General features: G+C 69.8%; 15 protein-coding genes. 6 read left to right on the top strand and 9 right to left on the bottom strand.

Annotated features, from left to right (window positions below):
- Positions 1–579, bottom strand: a complete 579-nt coding sequence (gene betI / locus DDE23_RS01950) for a choline-binding transcriptional repressor BetI (protein WP_107749697.1) — start codon at positions 577–579, stop codon at positions 1–3.
- 117 nt (positions 580–696) lie between these two features.
- Between betI and DDE23_RS01945 the strand changes: the two genes are divergently transcribed.
- From DDE23_RS01945 to choV, 3 genes are read left to right on the top strand one after another with little or no spacing between them, the layout of a single operon-like run.
- Positions 697–1,626, top strand: a complete 930-nt coding sequence (locus tag DDE23_RS01945; RefSeq protein ID WP_107749696.1) for a choline ABC transporter substrate-binding protein — start codon at positions 697–699, stop codon at positions 1,624–1,626.
- Between the two features lie 56 nt (positions 1,627–1,682).
- Complete coding sequence (gene choW, locus DDE23_RS01940; protein ID WP_107749695.1) at positions 1,683–2,534, top strand: choline ABC transporter permease subunit; 852 nt, start codon at positions 1,683–1,685, stop codon at positions 2,532–2,534.
- Positions 2,531–3,637 (top strand): choline ABC transporter ATP-binding protein, encoded by a 1,107-nt coding sequence (gene choV / locus DDE23_RS01935; protein WP_107749694.1) that lies wholly within the window; start codon positions 2,531–2,533, stop codon positions 3,635–3,637. Before choW ends, choV begins: the two co-directional genes overlap by 4 nt.
- Positions 3,638–3,641: 4 nt before the next feature.
- Here the strand turns inward: choV and DDE23_RS01930 are convergent, their stop codons facing one another.
- The 3 genes from DDE23_RS01930 to DDE23_RS01920 form a co-directional block, all read right to left on the bottom strand.
- Positions 3,642–4,991, bottom strand: a complete 1,350-nt coding sequence (locus tag DDE23_RS01930; RefSeq protein WP_107749693.1) for a sigma-54-dependent transcriptional regulator — start codon at positions 4,989–4,991, stop codon at positions 3,642–3,644.
- Positions 4,988–6,853 (bottom strand): sensor histidine kinase, encoded by a 1,866-nt coding sequence (locus tag DDE23_RS01925; RefSeq protein WP_107749692.1) that lies wholly within the window; start codon positions 6,851–6,853, stop codon positions 4,988–4,990. The genes DDE23_RS01930 and DDE23_RS01925 overlap by 4 nt, the downstream gene beginning before the upstream one ends.
- A 199-nt stretch (positions 6,854–7,052) precedes the next feature.
- A complete protein-coding gene (locus DDE23_RS01920; protein ID WP_107749691.1) occupies positions 7,053–8,513 on the bottom strand; it encodes a DEAD/DEAH box helicase in 1,461 nt (486 codons plus the stop codon).
- Positions 8,514–8,819: 306 nt separating this feature from the next.
- On the opposite strand from DDE23_RS01920, the gene DDE23_RS01915 reads away from it, so the two are divergent.
- Positions 8,820–9,026: a cold-shock protein gene (locus DDE23_RS01915; RefSeq protein WP_107749690.1), complete on the top strand. Its 207-nt coding sequence runs from the start codon at positions 8,820–8,822 to the stop codon at positions 9,024–9,026.
- Positions 9,027–9,139: 113 nt separating this feature from the next.
- On the opposite strand, the gene DDE23_RS01910 is transcribed toward DDE23_RS01915, so the two are convergent.
- The 4 genes from DDE23_RS01910 to DDE23_RS01895 form a co-directional block, all read right to left on the bottom strand.
- Positions 9,140–9,457, bottom strand: a complete 318-nt coding sequence (locus DDE23_RS01910; RefSeq protein ID WP_107750213.1) for an arsenate reductase family protein — start codon at positions 9,455–9,457, stop codon at positions 9,140–9,142.
- Positions 9,458–9,598: 141 nt separating this feature from the next.
- Complete coding sequence (locus DDE23_RS01905) at positions 9,599–10,021, bottom strand: Cu(I)-responsive transcriptional regulator (protein WP_107749689.1); 423 nt, start codon at positions 10,019–10,021, stop codon at positions 9,599–9,601.
- Entirely contained in the window at positions 10,018–12,471 is a 2,454-nt protein-coding gene (locus DDE23_RS01900) for a heavy metal translocating P-type ATPase (protein WP_107750212.1), read from the bottom strand. Before DDE23_RS01900 ends, DDE23_RS01905 begins: the two co-directional genes overlap by 4 nt.
- Positions 12,472–12,513: 42 nt before the next feature.
- Positions 12,514–13,062, bottom strand: a complete 549-nt coding sequence (locus DDE23_RS01895; RefSeq protein ID WP_107749688.1) for a DUF2478 domain-containing protein — start codon at positions 13,060–13,062, stop codon at positions 12,514–12,516.
- Between the two features lie 40 nt (positions 13,063–13,102).
- Here DDE23_RS01895 and mobA point away from each other — a divergent pair, with 40 nt between their 5' ends.
- Positions 13,103–13,678 carry a molybdenum cofactor guanylyltransferase MobA gene (mobA, locus tag DDE23_RS01890; protein ID WP_107749687.1) on the top strand — a complete coding sequence of 192 codons (576 nt, stop codon included), beginning with the start codon at positions 13,103–13,105 and terminating at the stop codon, positions 13,676–13,678.
- Positions 13,668–14,504: a molybdopterin guanine dinucleotide synthesis gene (locus tag DDE23_RS01885; RefSeq protein WP_107749686.1), complete on the top strand. Its 837-nt coding sequence runs from the start codon at positions 13,668–13,670 to the stop codon at positions 14,502–14,504. Before mobA ends, DDE23_RS01885 begins: the two co-directional genes overlap by 11 nt.
- Here the strand turns inward: DDE23_RS01885 and DDE23_RS01880 are convergent.
- Complete coding sequence (locus DDE23_RS01880; protein ID WP_107749685.1) at positions 14,501–14,731, bottom strand: sulfurtransferase TusA family protein; 231 nt, start codon at positions 14,729–14,731, stop codon at positions 14,501–14,503. The two genes, DDE23_RS01885 and DDE23_RS01880, sit on opposite strands and share 4 nt — an antisense overlap.
- Between the last annotated feature and the right edge of the window lie 20 nt (positions 14,732–14,751).

The raw sequence follows: 14,751 nt of genomic DNA, 5'->3' as shown, positions 1-14,751 counted from the left end.
TCAGCGTCCCTTCAGGGCCAGCGTCAGATAGGCCTCGACCCGCGCCGTGGCCCGGGCCGCATCGGGCGATTCGGCGCCCAGCGCGGCGTGCAGATAGGCCCCGTCGATCATCGCCGCGATGGAAGAGGCGACCTCGACCGCCGAAGCCCCCAGCCGGGGCCGCAGCGCATGGGTCAGGTTCGAGACGATGCGCTTCTGGTAAACGTTGAGAAGGCGCCGCGCCTCGGGCAGGGTCTGGGCCAGGACGTAGAAATTGAGCCAGGCCGCCACCACTTCGCGCCGGAAATTGGCGCCCGCGAACGAGGCCCGGATCACCGCCCGCGCCCGCCCCTCGCCGCCCTCGGCGCTGGCCAGCGCGCCTCGCACCTCGGCGCCGTAGACGGTCAGCACATGACGCATGGCGGCCAGGAACATCGCCTCTTTCGAGCCGAAATAATGATGCGCCAGCGCCGAGGACATGCCCGCGCGCTTGGCGATCCGGGCAACCGTCACCTCGAGCGAGCCCACGGCCCCGATCTCGGTGATTGTGGCCTTGATCAGCGAGGCACGTCGTATAGGCTCCATCCCGATCTTGGGCATCGTGCGTTCCCTTCCACCCGGTTCGGACTCGGCCCGCCCCGCAATTTTTGTTGATTCCGTGCTAGACCAATGTTTATTGATCCGTCAATCAACAAAAATATTCTGACAGGAGAGACCATGCGCATCACCCGCTTTTCGCTGACCACTGCCGTTCTGGCCCTGGCCACCGCCCCCGCCTTCGCCGATTGCGGCACCGTCCGTTTCTCGGACGTGGGCTGGACCGACATCACCGCCACCACCGCCGTCGCCACCACCATCCTGGACGCGCTGGGTTACCAGACCGAGACGCTGGTCCTGTCGGTGCCGGTGACCTACACCTCGATGGCCAATGGCGATATCGACGTGTTCCTCGGCAACTGGATGCCGACGATGGAGGCCGATATCGCCCCGTTCCGCGAGGCCGGGACCGTCGACACGGTGCGCATGAACCTGACCGGCGCCAAATACACGCTGGCCACCAATGCCGCCGGGGCGGCGCTGGGCATCGCCTCGTTCGCCGATATCGCCACGCATCGCGACGCGCTGGGCGGCCATATCTACGGCATCGAGCCGGGCAATGACGGCAACCGCCTGATCCTCGACATGATCGGGGCCGACGCTTTCGGGCTGCAGGGCTTCGAGGTGGTGGAAAGCTCGGAACAGGGGATGCTGGCGCAGGTCCAGCGCTCGGACCGCCGCAACGAGCCGGTGGTGTTCCTGGGCTGGGAACCGCATCCGATGAACGCCAATTTCCAGATGACCTATCTGGAAGGCGGTGACGATTACTTCGGCCCGAACCTCGGCGGCGCCGAGATCTATACCAACACCCGCGCGGGCTATGTCACCGAATGCCCGAACGTGGGCCGGCTTCTTGGCAACATGGAATTCACCCTGGCCATGGAAAACGAGATCATGGGCGCGATCCTCAATGACGGGACCGAGCCCGGCGCCGCGGCCCGCGCCTGGCTGGCCGACCACCGCCATGTGCTCAGCCCCTGGATGGTCGGCGTGACCACCATCGACGGGGCCGACGGCCTGGCCGCCGTGAACACCGCGCTCGACGGCTGATCCCCTCCAGACCCCGGCCCCTGCGGGCCGGGGCCTTCGCATCCGGTGGAGCACGTATGGCCGACCCGATTTCCGACGCCGTGACCGGGGCGAAGATCCCCGTCGGGCGCACCGTCGCCACCCTCTTTACCTGGGTGCAGGACAATTTCTGGCCCTTCTTCGACGCGGTCGAGCTGGGCCTGCGCACCGCGGTGGACGCGTTGTCCACGGCGCTGATGACCCCGCATCCGCTGATTATCATCGCCATCTTCGCCGCCATCACCTGGGCCTTGCAGCGCAAATGGGTGGCGGTCGCCATCGTCGTCGGCTGCGCCCTCTTCGCCTGGAACCAGAATTACTGGGACCTGACGATGCAGACGCTGGTGCTGGTGCTGGGCTCCTGCGCGGTCTGCATGGCGGTGGGCGTGCCGCTGGGCATCTTCAGCGCCCATCACCCGAAATTCTACCGCTTCCTGACGCCGGTCCTGGACCTGATGCAGACCCTGCCGACCTTCGTCTATCTGATCCCGGTGCTGGTGCTCTTCGGTCTTGGCATGGTCCCGGGGCTGGTCGCAACGGTGATCTTCGCCATGCCCGCCGCCATCCGGCTGACCGAACTCGGCATCCGCTCCACCCCCACCGCGCTGAGCGAGGCGGCGACCGCCTTCGGCTCGACCAACATGCAGCGGATCTTCAAGGTGGAACTGCCCTGGGCCTTTCCGCAGATCATGACCGGCCTCAACCAGACCATCATGCTGTCGCTGTCGATGGTCGTCATCGCCGGACTGGTCGGCGCGCCGGGGCTGGGCGTGCCGGTGGTCCGGGCGCTGAATTCGGTCAACGCGGCGCTGGGCTTTGAATCCGGCGCGGTGATCGTCGCTGTCGCCATCATGCTGGACCGCATGCTGCGGGTGGAGGCCAAGTCGTGACCGAGACCACCGACGCCCCCACCGAAGCCGCCGCCCCCTCCGAGCCGAAAACCGCCGTCTCGTTCCGCCATGTCTCCATCGTGTTCGGCGACAATCCCTGGCGCGCCATCCCGCTGATGGAGACTGGCCAGTCCCGCGCCGATATCCAGAAAGAGACCGGCCAGATCCTGGGCGTGCACGATTGCTCCATCGACGTGGCGCAGGGCGAGATCCTGGTGCTGATGGGCCTCTCGGGCTCGGGAAAATCCACGTTGCTGCGGTCGGTCAACGGCCTCAATCCGATCGTGCAGGGCGAGGTCATCGTCCATGACGAGGATTGGAGCGCCTCGGTCGGGACCGCCAGCAAGGCGGAACTGCGCAAGCTCCGGCGCGAATGCGTGGCGATGGTGTTCCAGCAATTCGGCCTGCTGCCCTGGCGCTCGGTGCGTGAAAACGTCGGGCTGGGGCTGGAACTGGCGGGCGTCGGCCGCAAGGAACGCACCCGGCGGGTGGCGGAACAGCTGGAACTCGTCGGCCTCTCGCAATGGGCCGGGCGCAAGGTCGCGGAACTCTCGGGCGGGATGCAGCAGCGGGTGGGTCTTGCCCGCGCCTTCGCCACCGAGGCGCCGATCCTGCTGATGGACGAGCCGTTCAGCGCGCTCGATCCCCTGATCCGCACCCGGTTGCAGGACGAACTCCTCGACCTGCAGGCGCGGCTGAAACGCACGATCATCTTCGTCAGCCATGACCTCGACGAGGCCTTCAAACTGGGCAACCGCATCGCCATCATGGAGGGCGGGCGGATCATCCAATGCGGCACGCCGTCCGAGATCTACACCAAGCCCGCCAACGGCTATGTCGCTGATTTCGTGGCGCATATGAACCCGCTGGGGGTGCTGACCGCGCGCGACGCCATGGTCCCGGCGCCCAGCCCGATGCCCGCCGGCCTGACCCTGCCCGCAGCGACGCCCCTGAAGGCGGCGATGCAGCGGCTGGCCGAGGGGCGCGGGCGGATCCTGCTGACCGAGGGCGGGCAGGTCGTGGGCCTTCTGACCGACGCGAGCGCGGTGGCGGCGCTGGTGGCGCAACGGGGCGACGGCGGGCGGGCCGAGGAGGCGGTCTGAACCCCTAGCCGTCCGAATACTGCGACTTGTCGATGCCGAGCTTCTGCATCTTTTCGTAGAGGGTCTTCCGCGACAGGCCCAGCGCCTCGTAGACCGGCTTCAGCGCCCCGCCCGAGGCCATCAGCGCCCGCACGATCTCGGCCTTCTCGAAGGCCGCGACCCGGTCGGACAGCCGCCCGCCCTCGCCCCAGGTCTCGCCCGCGGGCTCGACCGGACCCTGCAGGCCCAACCCCAGCGCGCAGCGTTCGGCGGCGTTGCGCAATTCGCGGACATTGCCCGGCCAGTCGCGGGCCATGATCGCCTCGACCAGCGAGGGCGGCGGCGTCACCGGCTCCACCCGGTTGCGCCCCGCGGCCTCGGCCAGAAGGCGCGCGAAGAGCAGCGGGATGTCCTCGCGGCGGGCGGTCAGCGGCGGCACATTCAGGCTGACCACGGCAAGGCGGTAGAAGAGGTCGGCGCGGAACCGTCCCTCGGTCACCTCATGCTCCAGCGGCATGCGCGAGGTGGCGATGAAGCGGATATCCACCGGCCGCGCCTCGTTCGAGCCAAGCGGCTGAATGGTCCGCTCCTGAATGACCCGCAGCAGTTTTCCCTGCAATCCCATCGGCATGGAGCCGATGTCATCCAGCAGCACCGTCCCGCCCCGCGCGTGTTCGAACCGCCCGTAGCGCTGCCGCATCGCACCCGGGAAGGCGCCCGGCTCATGGCCGAACAGCTCGCTCTCGATCTGCGCCTCGGGCAGGGCCGCGCAATCGATGGCGATGAAGGGCTTGGCCGCCCGCGCCGAAAGGTCGTGCAGCGCCCGTGCCACGACCTCCTTGCCGGTGCCGGTGTCGCCGGTAATCAGCACATCGGTTTCCGCCGGGCCGATGGTCCGCACCCGGCGCCGCAGGTCGATCATCACGTTCGAGCGCCCGACCAGCCGCTGTTCCAGATCGTCCGCCTGCCCGGCCGAGGCGCGCAGCACCCGGTTCTCAAGCACCAGCCGCCGGTAATCCATCGCCCGGGCGCAGGTCTCGGCCAGTTGCGCGGCCGAAAACGGCTTCTCGATGAAATCATGCGCGCCCTCGCGCATCGCCCGGACCGCCAGCTGCACGTCGGAATGGCCGGTAATCAGGATCACCGGCACCTCGCGGTCGATGCCGTGGATCTGGTTCATCAGGCTGATCCCGTCGAGCCGCGGCATGCGGATGTCGGTGACCACGATGCCGTTGAAGCCGAAGGAAATCAGCGCCGGCACATCCTCGGGCTGGTCGGTGTCCAGCACCTCGAACCCGGCCAGATCCAGCGCCTGCGCCGTCGATTGGCGCAGGTCGGCATCGTCGTCCACCAGCAGGATACGGCCCCGGTTCATGCCGCCTTTTCGCCTTGGGCGAGCGGCAGCACAAGGGTGAAGACGGCGCCCCCCTCGGGCCGGTTGGCCACGGCCAGCGTGCCGCCGAAATCATGGACGATGTTGTAGCTGATCGACAGCCCCAGCCCCAGCCCCTTGCCCACCCCCTTGGTCGAGAAGAACGGATCGAAAATCCGCTCGACCAGCTGCGGCGCGACGCCCGGGCCACTGTCGGCGATGGTCAGCACCGCCGTGCCGCCCTGCTGGCGGGCGCTGACGGCGATGGTGCGGATCTCGCATTCCTCCAGCGCGTCGATGGCGTTCGACAGGATGTTGACCAGCACCTGTTGCAGCCGCACCGGCCCGGCGCGGACCGCAAGCGGCGGAATCTCGACCGTCAGGGCGATCGACTGCGCCCTGAGCCGCCAGCCCAACAATTCCAGCGCCGACGTGACGGCCTCGGTCAGTGCGACATCCGAGAGCTGGCTGTTCGGCTTGCGGGCAAAGTTGCGCAGATGCTTGGACAGGTCGCCCATACGGCCGATCAGGCCGAGGATGCGGTCGATATTGCCCTTGGCATCCTCGATCCGTCCGCGCTCGATCAGCAGTTGGGCGTTCTCGGCGTAGTTGCGGGCGGCGCCCAGCGGCTGGTTGAACTCATGGCTCAGCGCCGCCGACATCTGCCCCAGCGCCGCCAGCTTGCCGGCCTGCACCAGATCGGCCTGGGTGGCGCGGAGCCGCTCCTCGGTCGAACGCCGCTCGGCGACTTCGCCCTCCAGCCGCGTGTTGACCGCGGCCAGTTCGGCGGTGCGTTCGTCCACCCGGCGCTCCAGCTGCGCCTGCGCCTCGGCCTGAAGCGCCAGACGCTCGCGCAACGCCGCCCGCCGCTGGGCGACGATGACCAGCGCCAGCACCGCCAGCACCATTGCCAGCGCCCCCAGCGCCAGCCGGGTCAGGGCCTGCTGGCGGGCGGGCGCGGTATCGACCAGCACCTGTACCGTCCAGTCCGCCCCGGCCATCGCCGAAGCGATCACCCGGTATTCGGCCCCCTGCAACCGCCAGAGCGGCCCGCCATCCGGCCCGGTCGCCCGGACCAGCGGCAGTTCGGTCAGCTGCCGGTCGGCGTAGCGGCGGGTCGAGCGGGTGCGGTCCAGCCGTTCGGGGGTCAGCGGCCGGGTCGCGCCGAAAGTCCAGGCGGGGTTGGTGGACATGAAGACGATGTCCTCGGGGTCGGTCACCAGAACCTCGGTCCCCGAGCCGCGCCAGCCGTCCTCGATGGCGTCGAGGTCGATCTTGATGACCATGACACCGGCGGGCGCGTCGTCGATCAGCACCGGCGCGCCGAAGTAATAACCCCGCACCTGCGAGGTGGTGCCCAGCGCATAGAACCGCCCCTGCCCCTGCGACAGGGCCTCGGTGAAATAGGGGCGGAAGACGAAATTGCCGCCCACGAAGCTGAGCGGCTGGTCGAAATTCGAGGCGGCGAGGGTCAGCCCCTGCAGGTTCATGACATAGATGTCCGAGGCCTGAAGCAGCTGCGCCGTGGCCCTGAGGTAGAGGTTCGCGGCCTCGACACGATCAAGATCGCGGGGGCGGTAGAGCAGCTCGTGCACCACCTCCTGTTGGGCCAGAAGGCCCGGCAATCGGTCGAAGCGCCGCAGCTGCCCGTCGAGCGCGGCGATGGCCAGACCCAGGGTGCTTTCGCCCTGCCGGGTCAGATCCGCCAACGCCGCCCGGTGCAGGCGGTGATAGGCCAGGCTCCCCAGCCCCAGCGCCACCAGCAGCGTCAGCGTCGCCAGCACCACCCAGAAGGCCCGGCCCGTCGGCCCGGCCGCGGGGGCAACGGGCGGCAGGTCCGCGATTTGGCCGGGCGTGTCACTCATGCCGGTTTCATAGCATGCGACGGGGCCGCGCCAAAGCCCGGCGGTGGCGCGAATTCATGTCAGACATTCACGCAGACCGCCGCGCTGTCGCGTCCGGTCAGAAGGCGGAACGGGCAGGCGCGGTGGTGCGGAATGTTTGATTTGTTGCAGGCAGGGCCAGAGAAAGACGCTGCTGCGCTCCGAAAAGCGCAGAAAAGTCTCAGCTCTCCGAACGGCGGGCGGGCTTGTTGCGGAAGCGGCGGGGCTTCTGGCCGCGCTCTTCGGCGAAAGCCTCGGCCAGCGCCGGATGGACCCGGGGCTTGCGCGGCTTGGCGGGTTTGGCGGCCTCGCCGGTCTTGGGGCCCTGCCCGCCAGTCTTGGGCCCACCAGTCTTCGGCCCACCAGCCTTGCCGCCACCCGTCCTGGCGCCACCGGGCTTGCCCCCCGTCGCGCCACCGGGCTTCCCGCCGGCCTTGGCACCCTGCGGACGCCCGCCGCGACCCTGGTTGGTGGCGGCGCGGGCCTTGGTGCGCGCAGCCTCGGCCAGCGCCTCGGGCCAGGGCTCGCCGCCGATCACCTCGATCTTCTGCTTGGTCAGCGCCTCGATGGCGCGCAAATCGGCCATCTCGGCCGGGGCGCAAAGGGCCACCGCCCGCCCGTCCCGCCCGGCCCGCGCGGTGCGGCCAATGCGGTGCACGTAGTTCTCGGGCACGTTGGGCAGATCGAAATTGTAGACATGCGCGACCAGCGGGATGTCGAGCCCCCGCGCCGCCACATCGGTCGCCACCAGCACCTTGGTCTCGCCCGCGCGGAACGAGGCCAGCGTGCGTTCGCGCTGGCCTTGGCTCTTGTTGCCGTGGATCGAGCCCACCGAGAAGCCCCAGGACGCGAGCAGCTTCGACAGCTTCTCGGAGCCGTGCTTGGTGCGGCCGAAGACCAGCGCCAGCTCCTCGGGGTGCTTGCGCAGGTATTCTTCCAGCAGCTTCGCCTTGTCGCCCTGCGCCACGAAATGCACCGCCTGCTCGATCTTGTCGGCGGCCTTGCCGGGCGGCGAGACCTGCACCCGGACCGGACGGTCCAGATAGGTCTCGGCGATCTCGGACATGTCCTTGGGCATGGTCGCGCTGAACAGCATGGTCTGCCGTTCCTTCGGCAGGTGGCGGGCGATCTTGCGCAGGGCGTGGATGAAGCCGAGGTCGAGCATCTGGTCGGCCTCGTCCAGGACCAGCATCTGCACCTTGGCCAGCGAGACGGCCGAGCGCTCCAGCAGGTCGATCAGCCGCCCCGGCGTCGCCACCAGCACGTCGCAGCCCCGCACCAGCCGGTCCATCTGCCGGTTGATCGAGGCGCCGCCGACCACGGTCACGATCGAGGTGGGCAGGCCCTGCGCCAGCTGCGCCAGCGCCTCGGCGATCTGTTGCACCAGTTCGCGGGTGGGCGCCAGGATCAGGGCGCGGGCGCTTTTCGGCCCGGGCTTGCCCTGCCCCTGCAGGCGGTGCAGGATCGGCAGGCCGAAGGCCAGCGTCTTGCCGGTGCCGGTCTGGGCCAGCCCCATCAGGTCACGCCCCTCCATCAGCGCCGGGATGGCCCGGGCCTGGATCGGGGTGGGCTGATCCTTGCCGGTCCGCTCAAGCGCCGCCAAGAGAGCAGGCGCGAGCCCCAGCATCGAGAATTCGGTCATGTCGTTCCTTTCGGGCGCCAGCCATGCAAGCGGCGCATGCAGCGCCCGCCGCGCGGCGCAGGGCACCGGGCGGGCAAGCCTGCCAGATGGGGCAGCCCTGCCCGGAAGTCAAGCAGGGCTGCGGCAAACGGGCGTGGCGTCACAACAGCACCCTTGATTTGTTGGGGATTCATGGCATCCTTTTGCGGGTGACAACAGACTTCCTGCGCCCGCGCCTCTTCCAGGCAGCCCGCACGACCCGAAGGCCTGGCTGCACGGCCCGCCGACAATGACGTCGCGGGAAACATGAGAGGAATGGGTACGGACATGGCCACTGGCACCGTAAAATGGTTCAACGCGACCAAAGGGTATGGCTTCATCGCCCCCGATGGTGGCGGCAAGGACGTTTTCGTCCACATCTCGGCGGTGGAACGCGCCGGGCTGAAAGGTCTGCAGGATAACCAGAAGATCAGCTTCGAGATGCAATCGGGCCGCGATGGCCGATCCTCGGCCTCGGACCTCAAGCTGCTCTGAGCCTTCGCCCGACCCGGCCGCTTTCCGAAGCCCGCCGGGCTGACCGGCGGGCTTTGTCCTGACCACGACCGCGCGATGCGGCACAGGGCGGCCCCTTCGCAGACGGAACCGCCTCAGGCCACGCCGAGCGCGGCGCGCGCAGCCGGGGTCCAGCCCAGATACCAGACACCCCCCGCCCGGATCACCGGCCGCTTCATCAGCGCCGGATGCTGCGCGAGAAGCTGCGCCGCGGGTTGCCCGCGCTCCTCCTCGGAGAGGCCACGCCAGGTGGTCGAGGCGCGGTTGACCAGCTTTTCCCCGAATTCATTCAGCAGCACGGCGATCTCGGCATCGGTGAGCGGCGTGGCGCGGATGTCGCGGAACTCGGCCGCGGGCAGGGATTTCAGGGCCTTGCGGCAGGTGTCGCAGGTTTTCAGGCCCCAGAGCTGCAGGGTCATGGCGGGTTCCTTCCGGTCAAAGGGGGCGGGGCGCGAGGGGGCATCGAGCCCCCTCGCGCCCCGTCGGGGGCCCTGCCCCCGGACCCCCGGGATATTTGCCGCGCAAAGATGCAGGATCGGGACGGCGAGGGGAAGTCACTCGCGCCGGGTCGGGCTGCGATGGGTGCACAGCGGCCCGGTGGCGAGATCCTCGAGGATCGGGCAATCGGGCCGCCCGTCCCCGGCACAGGCCGAGACCAGCCCCGCCATCGTCGCCCGCATCGCCTGCAATTCAGCGATGCGGCTGTCGATCCGGGCGAGGTGGTCGGCGGCGAGGCGTTTGACATCCTCGCTGGCCCGGCTCGCGTCGTCATAGAGCCCCAGAAGCGCGCGGCAATCCTCGATAGAGAAGCCGAGGCCGCGGGCGCGGTTGAGGAAGGCGAGGCGATGGACCTCATCGGCGCCGAAAGCGCGGTAGCCGTTGCCGTCGCGTTTCGGACGGATCAGGCCGATCTCCTCGTAATAGCGGATGGTCTTGGCGGGCAGGCCCGAGGCCGCCGCCGCTTCGCCGATGTTCATGCGGCCTCCACGGCGGGGCGCAGGGCCTTGAGCCGGAGCGCATTGGTGAGAACGAAGATCGAGCTCAGCGCCATGGCGGCAGCGCCGAGGATGGGCGAGAACTGGATCCCGAAGGCGGGATAGAGCACCCCCGCCGCCACCGGGATCAGCGCCGCGTTATAGGCGAAGGCCCAGAACAGGTTCTGGCGGATGTTGCGCAGCACCCGGCGCGACAGGTGGATGGCGTTGACCACCGCCGAGAGGTCGCCCGACATCAGCACCACCTCGGCCGCTTCGACCGCGACATCGGTGCCGGTGCCGATGGCGAGGCCGACATCCGCCGCCGCCAGCGCCGGGGCGTCGTTGATGCCGTCGCCGACGAAGGCGACCGTGGCGCCGTTCCGTCGCAGGGCCTCGATGGCGGCGACCTTGCCTTCGGGCAGGACCTCGGCCTCGACCTGGTCGATGCCCAGCCGCGCGGCGATGGCCCGCGCGGTGGGCGCGGCGTCGCCGGTCACCATGGCGGTCCTGAGGCCCAGCGCGTGCAGCGCGTCGATGGCCGGTTTCGTGGTCGGCTTGAGGCGGTCGGCGACGATGAAGAGGGCCAGCACCGCGCCATCCGCCGCCAGATAGAGCGGCGTGCCGCCCTCGGCCGCGGCCTGATCCGCCAGCGCGGGCAGGTCACCCAGTACGATCCCCTCGCGGTCCATCAGCCGCCGGGCGCCCAAGAGCACCGTCTGCCCGCCGACCCGGGCCGAAAGGCCGAAGCCCGCGATGGCGGTGGCGCCCTCGGCCGGGGCCAGGGTCAGGTCGCGCTCGGCCGCGGCGCGCAGGATGGCGCCGGCGATCGGGTGTTCCGAGCCTGATTCGGCCGCCGCCGCGAGGGCCAGCGCCGCATCGTCGGCGGTGCCGGGCGCGGGGTGGATTGCAACCAGCGCAGGCCTGCCCTCGGTCAGGGTGCCGGTCTTGTCGAAGGCCACGACCTCGACCCCTTGCAAGGCTTGCAAGGCATCGCCCCGGCGGAACAGCACGCCCATCTCGGCCCCGCGCCCGGTGCCGACCATGATCGAGGTGGGCGTGGCCAGCCCCATGGCACAGGGGCAGGCGATAATCAGCACCGCCACACCCGCGACCATGGCCTGCGCGAGGCCCGGCCCCCAGATCAGCCAGACCGCGAAGGTCAGCGCGGCAATCCCCATGACCACCGGCACGAAGACCCGGGTCACCCGGTCGACCGCCGCCTGGATCGGCAGCTTGGCGCCCTGGGCCTCTTCGACCATGCGGATGATGCGGGCGAGCATCGTGTCGGCGCCGACCCGTTCGGCCCGGTAGGTCATCGCGGCGCTGCCGTTGACGGTGCCCGCGGTGAGGGCGGCGCCCGGCGCCTTCTCGACCGGGAGCGGCTCGCCGGTAATCATGCTTTCATCGAGCCAGGAATGGCCGGTTTCCACCGCGCCATCGACCGCCACCCGCTCGCCGGGGCGCAGATGCAGCAGGTCGCCGGGGCGGATCTGGTCGATCGGCACTTCCTCGATCAGCCCGGCGCGGTCGCGGCGCGCGGTTTTCGGCTGCAGGCCCACCAGTTTCTCGATGGCGGCGCCGGTGCGGCCCTTGGCCCGGGCCTCCAGCCAGCGGCCCAGCAGGATCAGGGTGACGATCACCGCCGCGGCCTCGAAATAGACGACGCGCGAGGCTTCGGGCAAAAGGCCCGGCGCGAAGGTGGCGAGTGTCGAATAGCCCCAGGCGGCGGTCGCCCCCAGCACGACGAGCGAGTTCATGTCGGGCGCGCCATGCAGCAGCGCCGGGACGCCCGCGCGGTAGAAGCGCAGGCCGGGACCGAACAGGACGGCCGAGGTCAGCAGGAATTGCGCGACCCAGAGGGGGAATTGCCCGAAGAGCCCGTGCAGCCAATGGTGAAAGGCCGGGACCGCGTGGCCGCCCATCTCCAGCACGAAGACCGGCAGGGTGAGCGCGGCCGCCAGCAGCACGGCGCGGGCCAGCTTCGCCTGTTCCTCGCCCTTGTGGCGGGCCAGATCCTCACGCGTGGTTTCGGTGGCGATGCGGGCCTCGTAGCCGGCCGAACGCACCGCCTCGGCCAGTTTTTCCGGCATGCCGGTGAGGGCAAGATGGCGCACGGTGGCGGTCTCGCCGGCGAGGTTGACGCTGGCCGCGGTCACGCCCGGCACTTTCTGCAACACCCGCTCGACGCGCGAGACGCAGGAGGCGCAGGTCATGCCACCGATGGCGAGGCGCGTCACATCCTCGGCCGCGGTGAAGCCCGCGCCCGCCAGTTTCTCGGCCAGGCGCGCGGGTTCGGCGGCGCCGTCGATGGCGACGGTGCCGGTCATGAAATTGGCGCGCACGCCGGTCACGCCCTCTTCCTTGCCCAGCATCCGCTCGACGCGGGCGGTGCAGGAGGCGCAGGTCATGCCGTCAATGCGCAGGGTCTGGGTAGTCGGAATATCGGTCATCGGACCCTCCATGGGTGGTCCTGACCGATATGTTGCTTCCAGCTACTGGAAGGTCAAGGGCTCGATTGCCGCGGTTTGTCGGCACCAGTCGAGGATCTGGTCGAGCTCGGCCGGCAGCCCCTGCCCCAGCCCCTCGGCGAAGGTCTCGAACCCCGGGCGGTTGAGGGGTTTCAGCCCCATCAGCACCGGGATGCCCTGTTCCAGCGCGGCGGCGATCAGCGGGCGGAACCCGCGACCCTCGATCTCGGCCTTGCCGAATTTGTTGAGGATCAAGAGGCGCGGCCGTTCGGCCAGCGTGCCCTCGACCAGCGCCACGGCGGTTTCCAGCCCCTCGGGGTCCAGCCGGCAGCCGCGCGATTCCTCGCCCAGGTTCTGGCTGATGCGGATCACCTCGGCCCGGCCCAGCACCTGCAGGTCCATGTCGCAATGCGCCCGGCCCGGGCGACCGCTGTTGACCTGCACGACACCGGCCAGCGCCCAGCCCTCGGCGCTCAGCACCCGCGCCACCTCGGCCAGCAGGCGGTCGGTCTGGCCGCGCTCGGTGCCGGTGACGGTAGCCAGAGGGAAAAGGGCTTGCTCTTGCGGTCTCATGGCACCCTGATAGCCTGTCGGCAGTCAGGGGGAAAGGTGGATGATGGTCGCAGCGGTGATCCTGGCAGGCGGGCGGGCAACGCGGATGGGGGGCGGCGACAAGCCGCTGCTGGCCCTGCGCGACCGGCCTTTGCTGGCGCATGTCATCGACCGGCTGGATCCGCAGGTCGAGGCGATGGCGATCAGCGCCAATGGCGACCCGGCCCGGTTCGCGGCCTATGACCTGCCGGTCCTGCCCGATGCGACGCCCGATTTCCCGGGGCCGCTGGCGGGGATCGTGGCGGGGATGGACTGGGCCGCGGCCAAGGGTTTCTCGCATATCCTCAGCGCGCCGGGCGACACGCCGTTTCTGCCCGCGGATCTGGTGGTGCGGCTGGCCCGTCACCCGTTCGCAATGGCCGAGAGCCGGGGCCGCAAGCATCCCGTCGTTGCCCTCTGGCCGGTGGTGCTGCGCGAGGCGATCCGCAAGGCGCTGGCCGGGGGTGAGCGCCGGGTCGGCCGGGTCGCCGCGGAATTCGGCGCAAGGTCGGTGAGGTTCGACGGCCCCGAAGACCCGTTCTTCAACGTCAATACGCCCGAGGATCTGGACGAGGCGCAGAACCGCCTTGCGACCTGAGCGCCTGGCCATCCTCGACTGGTCGGCCGCCAACCGGCCACGGCAGGGCAAGGATTCGATCTGGCTGGGCCTGTCGGACGGCACCGCCAGCAATCCCCGCACCCGGGCGCTGGCCTTCGAGGCGCTGGCAACCCTGGTCGAGGAGACGCTGACCCGGGGCGAGACGCTGCTGATCGGTGCCGATTTTCCCTTCGGCTATCCGGCGGGTTTCGCCCGGGCGCTGACCGGGCGGGACGGGGCGCTGGCGGTCTGGGGCTGGCTGGCCGCGCAGCTGACGGACGGGCCCGACAACCGCTCGAACCGGATCGAACTGGCGGCGCGGATCAACGGCATGCTGCCCGGCTTCGGCCCCTTCTGGTTCAACCCGACGCGACAGGGCTTCGCCGCCCTGCCCCACAAGGGCAGCCAGCGCGCGGGCCATGGCTTCCCCGAACACCGGCTGGCCGATGCCACCGCCAAAGGCGCGCAATCGCCGTGGAAACTGGGCGGCGCCGGAGCGGTCGGCTCGCAGGCGCTGACCGGGATCGCCATGCTGGAGCGGCTCAGGCGGGCCTTCCCCGGCCGGGTCGCCGTCTGGCCTTTCGAGCCGCTGACAGCGCCGGTGATTCTGGCCGAGGTCTTCCCCTCGATCCTCGCGCCCGAGGTCAACGCCCGGCTCGGGCCGGGGGTGGTCAAGGATCAGGTGCAGGTCACGCTGCTGGCAAGGGCGCTGCATGCCCTGCCCTCGCTCGGCCCGCTGCTGGAAACGCCGCCCGACCCAAGGATCGCGGACGAGGGCTGGATTCTGGGCCTCGGCCACGAAATGGCGCTGCGGGCGGGGCTTTAGCCGCCCCGGCGCAGGCGATGGGCCAGCGCGCCCTCGACCTCGTCGCAGCCCAGATACTCGTGCCCCGCCTGCGAGCAGAAATGCGGCATGTCGATGATCGAGGCCTTGTCCGTCGCCCGGACCCGCAGCACCTGACCCGGCGCCATGGCCATCAGGCGCTTGCGCGCCTTCAGCACCGGCAGGGGACACAGCAGGCCCCGCGCGTCGATCTCGTCATCCCAATCCATGCGCCCCGCCCTATCCGAGC

It is taken from the genome of Pararhodobacter aggregans (assembly GCF_003075525.1).
GTDB lineage: Bacteria > Pseudomonadota > Alphaproteobacteria > Rhodobacterales > Rhodobacteraceae > Pararhodobacter > Pararhodobacter aggregans.
The sequence above is the reverse complement of the archived record's forward strand: the minus strand, read 5'-3'. Positions and strand labels throughout refer to the sequence as shown.

Bases quoted from the DNA above. Each gene is read 5' to 3' on its own strand.
- betI (WP_107749697.1), bottom strand. From the start codon at position 579: ATGCCCAAGATCGGGATGGAGCCTATACGACGTGCCTCGCTGATCAAG.
- DDE23_RS01945 (WP_107749696.1), top strand. From the start codon at position 697: ATGCGCATCACCCGCTTTTCGCTGACCACTGCCGTTCTGGCCCTGGCC.
- choW (WP_107749695.1), top strand. From the start codon at position 1,683: ATGGCCGACCCGATTTCCGACGCCGTGACCGGGGCGAAGATCCCCGTC.
- DDE23_RS01930 (WP_107749693.1), bottom strand. From the start codon at position 4,991: ATGAACCGGGGCCGTATCCTGCTGGTGGACGACGATGCCGACCTGCGC.
- DDE23_RS01925 (WP_107749692.1), bottom strand. From the start codon at position 6,853: ATGAGTGACACGCCCGGCCAAATCGCGGACCTGCCGCCCGTTGCCCCC.
- DDE23_RS01920 (WP_107749691.1), bottom strand. From the start codon at position 8,513: ATGACCGAATTCTCGATGCTGGGGCTCGCGCCTGCTCTCTTGGCGGCG.
- DDE23_RS01915 (WP_107749690.1), top strand. From the start codon at position 8,820: ATGGCCACTGGCACCGTAAAATGGTTCAACGCGACCAAAGGGTATGGC.
- DDE23_RS01905 (WP_107749689.1), bottom strand. From the start codon at position 10,021: ATGAACATCGGCGAAGCGGCGGCGGCCTCGGGCCTGCCCGCCAAGACC.
- DDE23_RS01900 (WP_107750212.1), bottom strand. From the start codon at position 12,471: ATGACCGATATTCCGACTACCCAGACCCTGCGCATTGACGGCATGACC.
- DDE23_RS01895 (WP_107749688.1), bottom strand. From the start codon at position 13,062: ATGAGACCGCAAGAGCAAGCCCTTTTCCCTCTGGCTACCGTCACCGGC.
- mobA (WP_107749687.1), top strand. From the start codon at position 13,103: ATGATGGTCGCAGCGGTGATCCTGGCAGGCGGGCGGGCAACGCGGATG.
- DDE23_RS01880 (WP_107749685.1), bottom strand. From the start codon at position 14,731: ATGGATTGGGATGACGAGATCGACGCGCGGGGCCTGCTGTGTCCCCTG.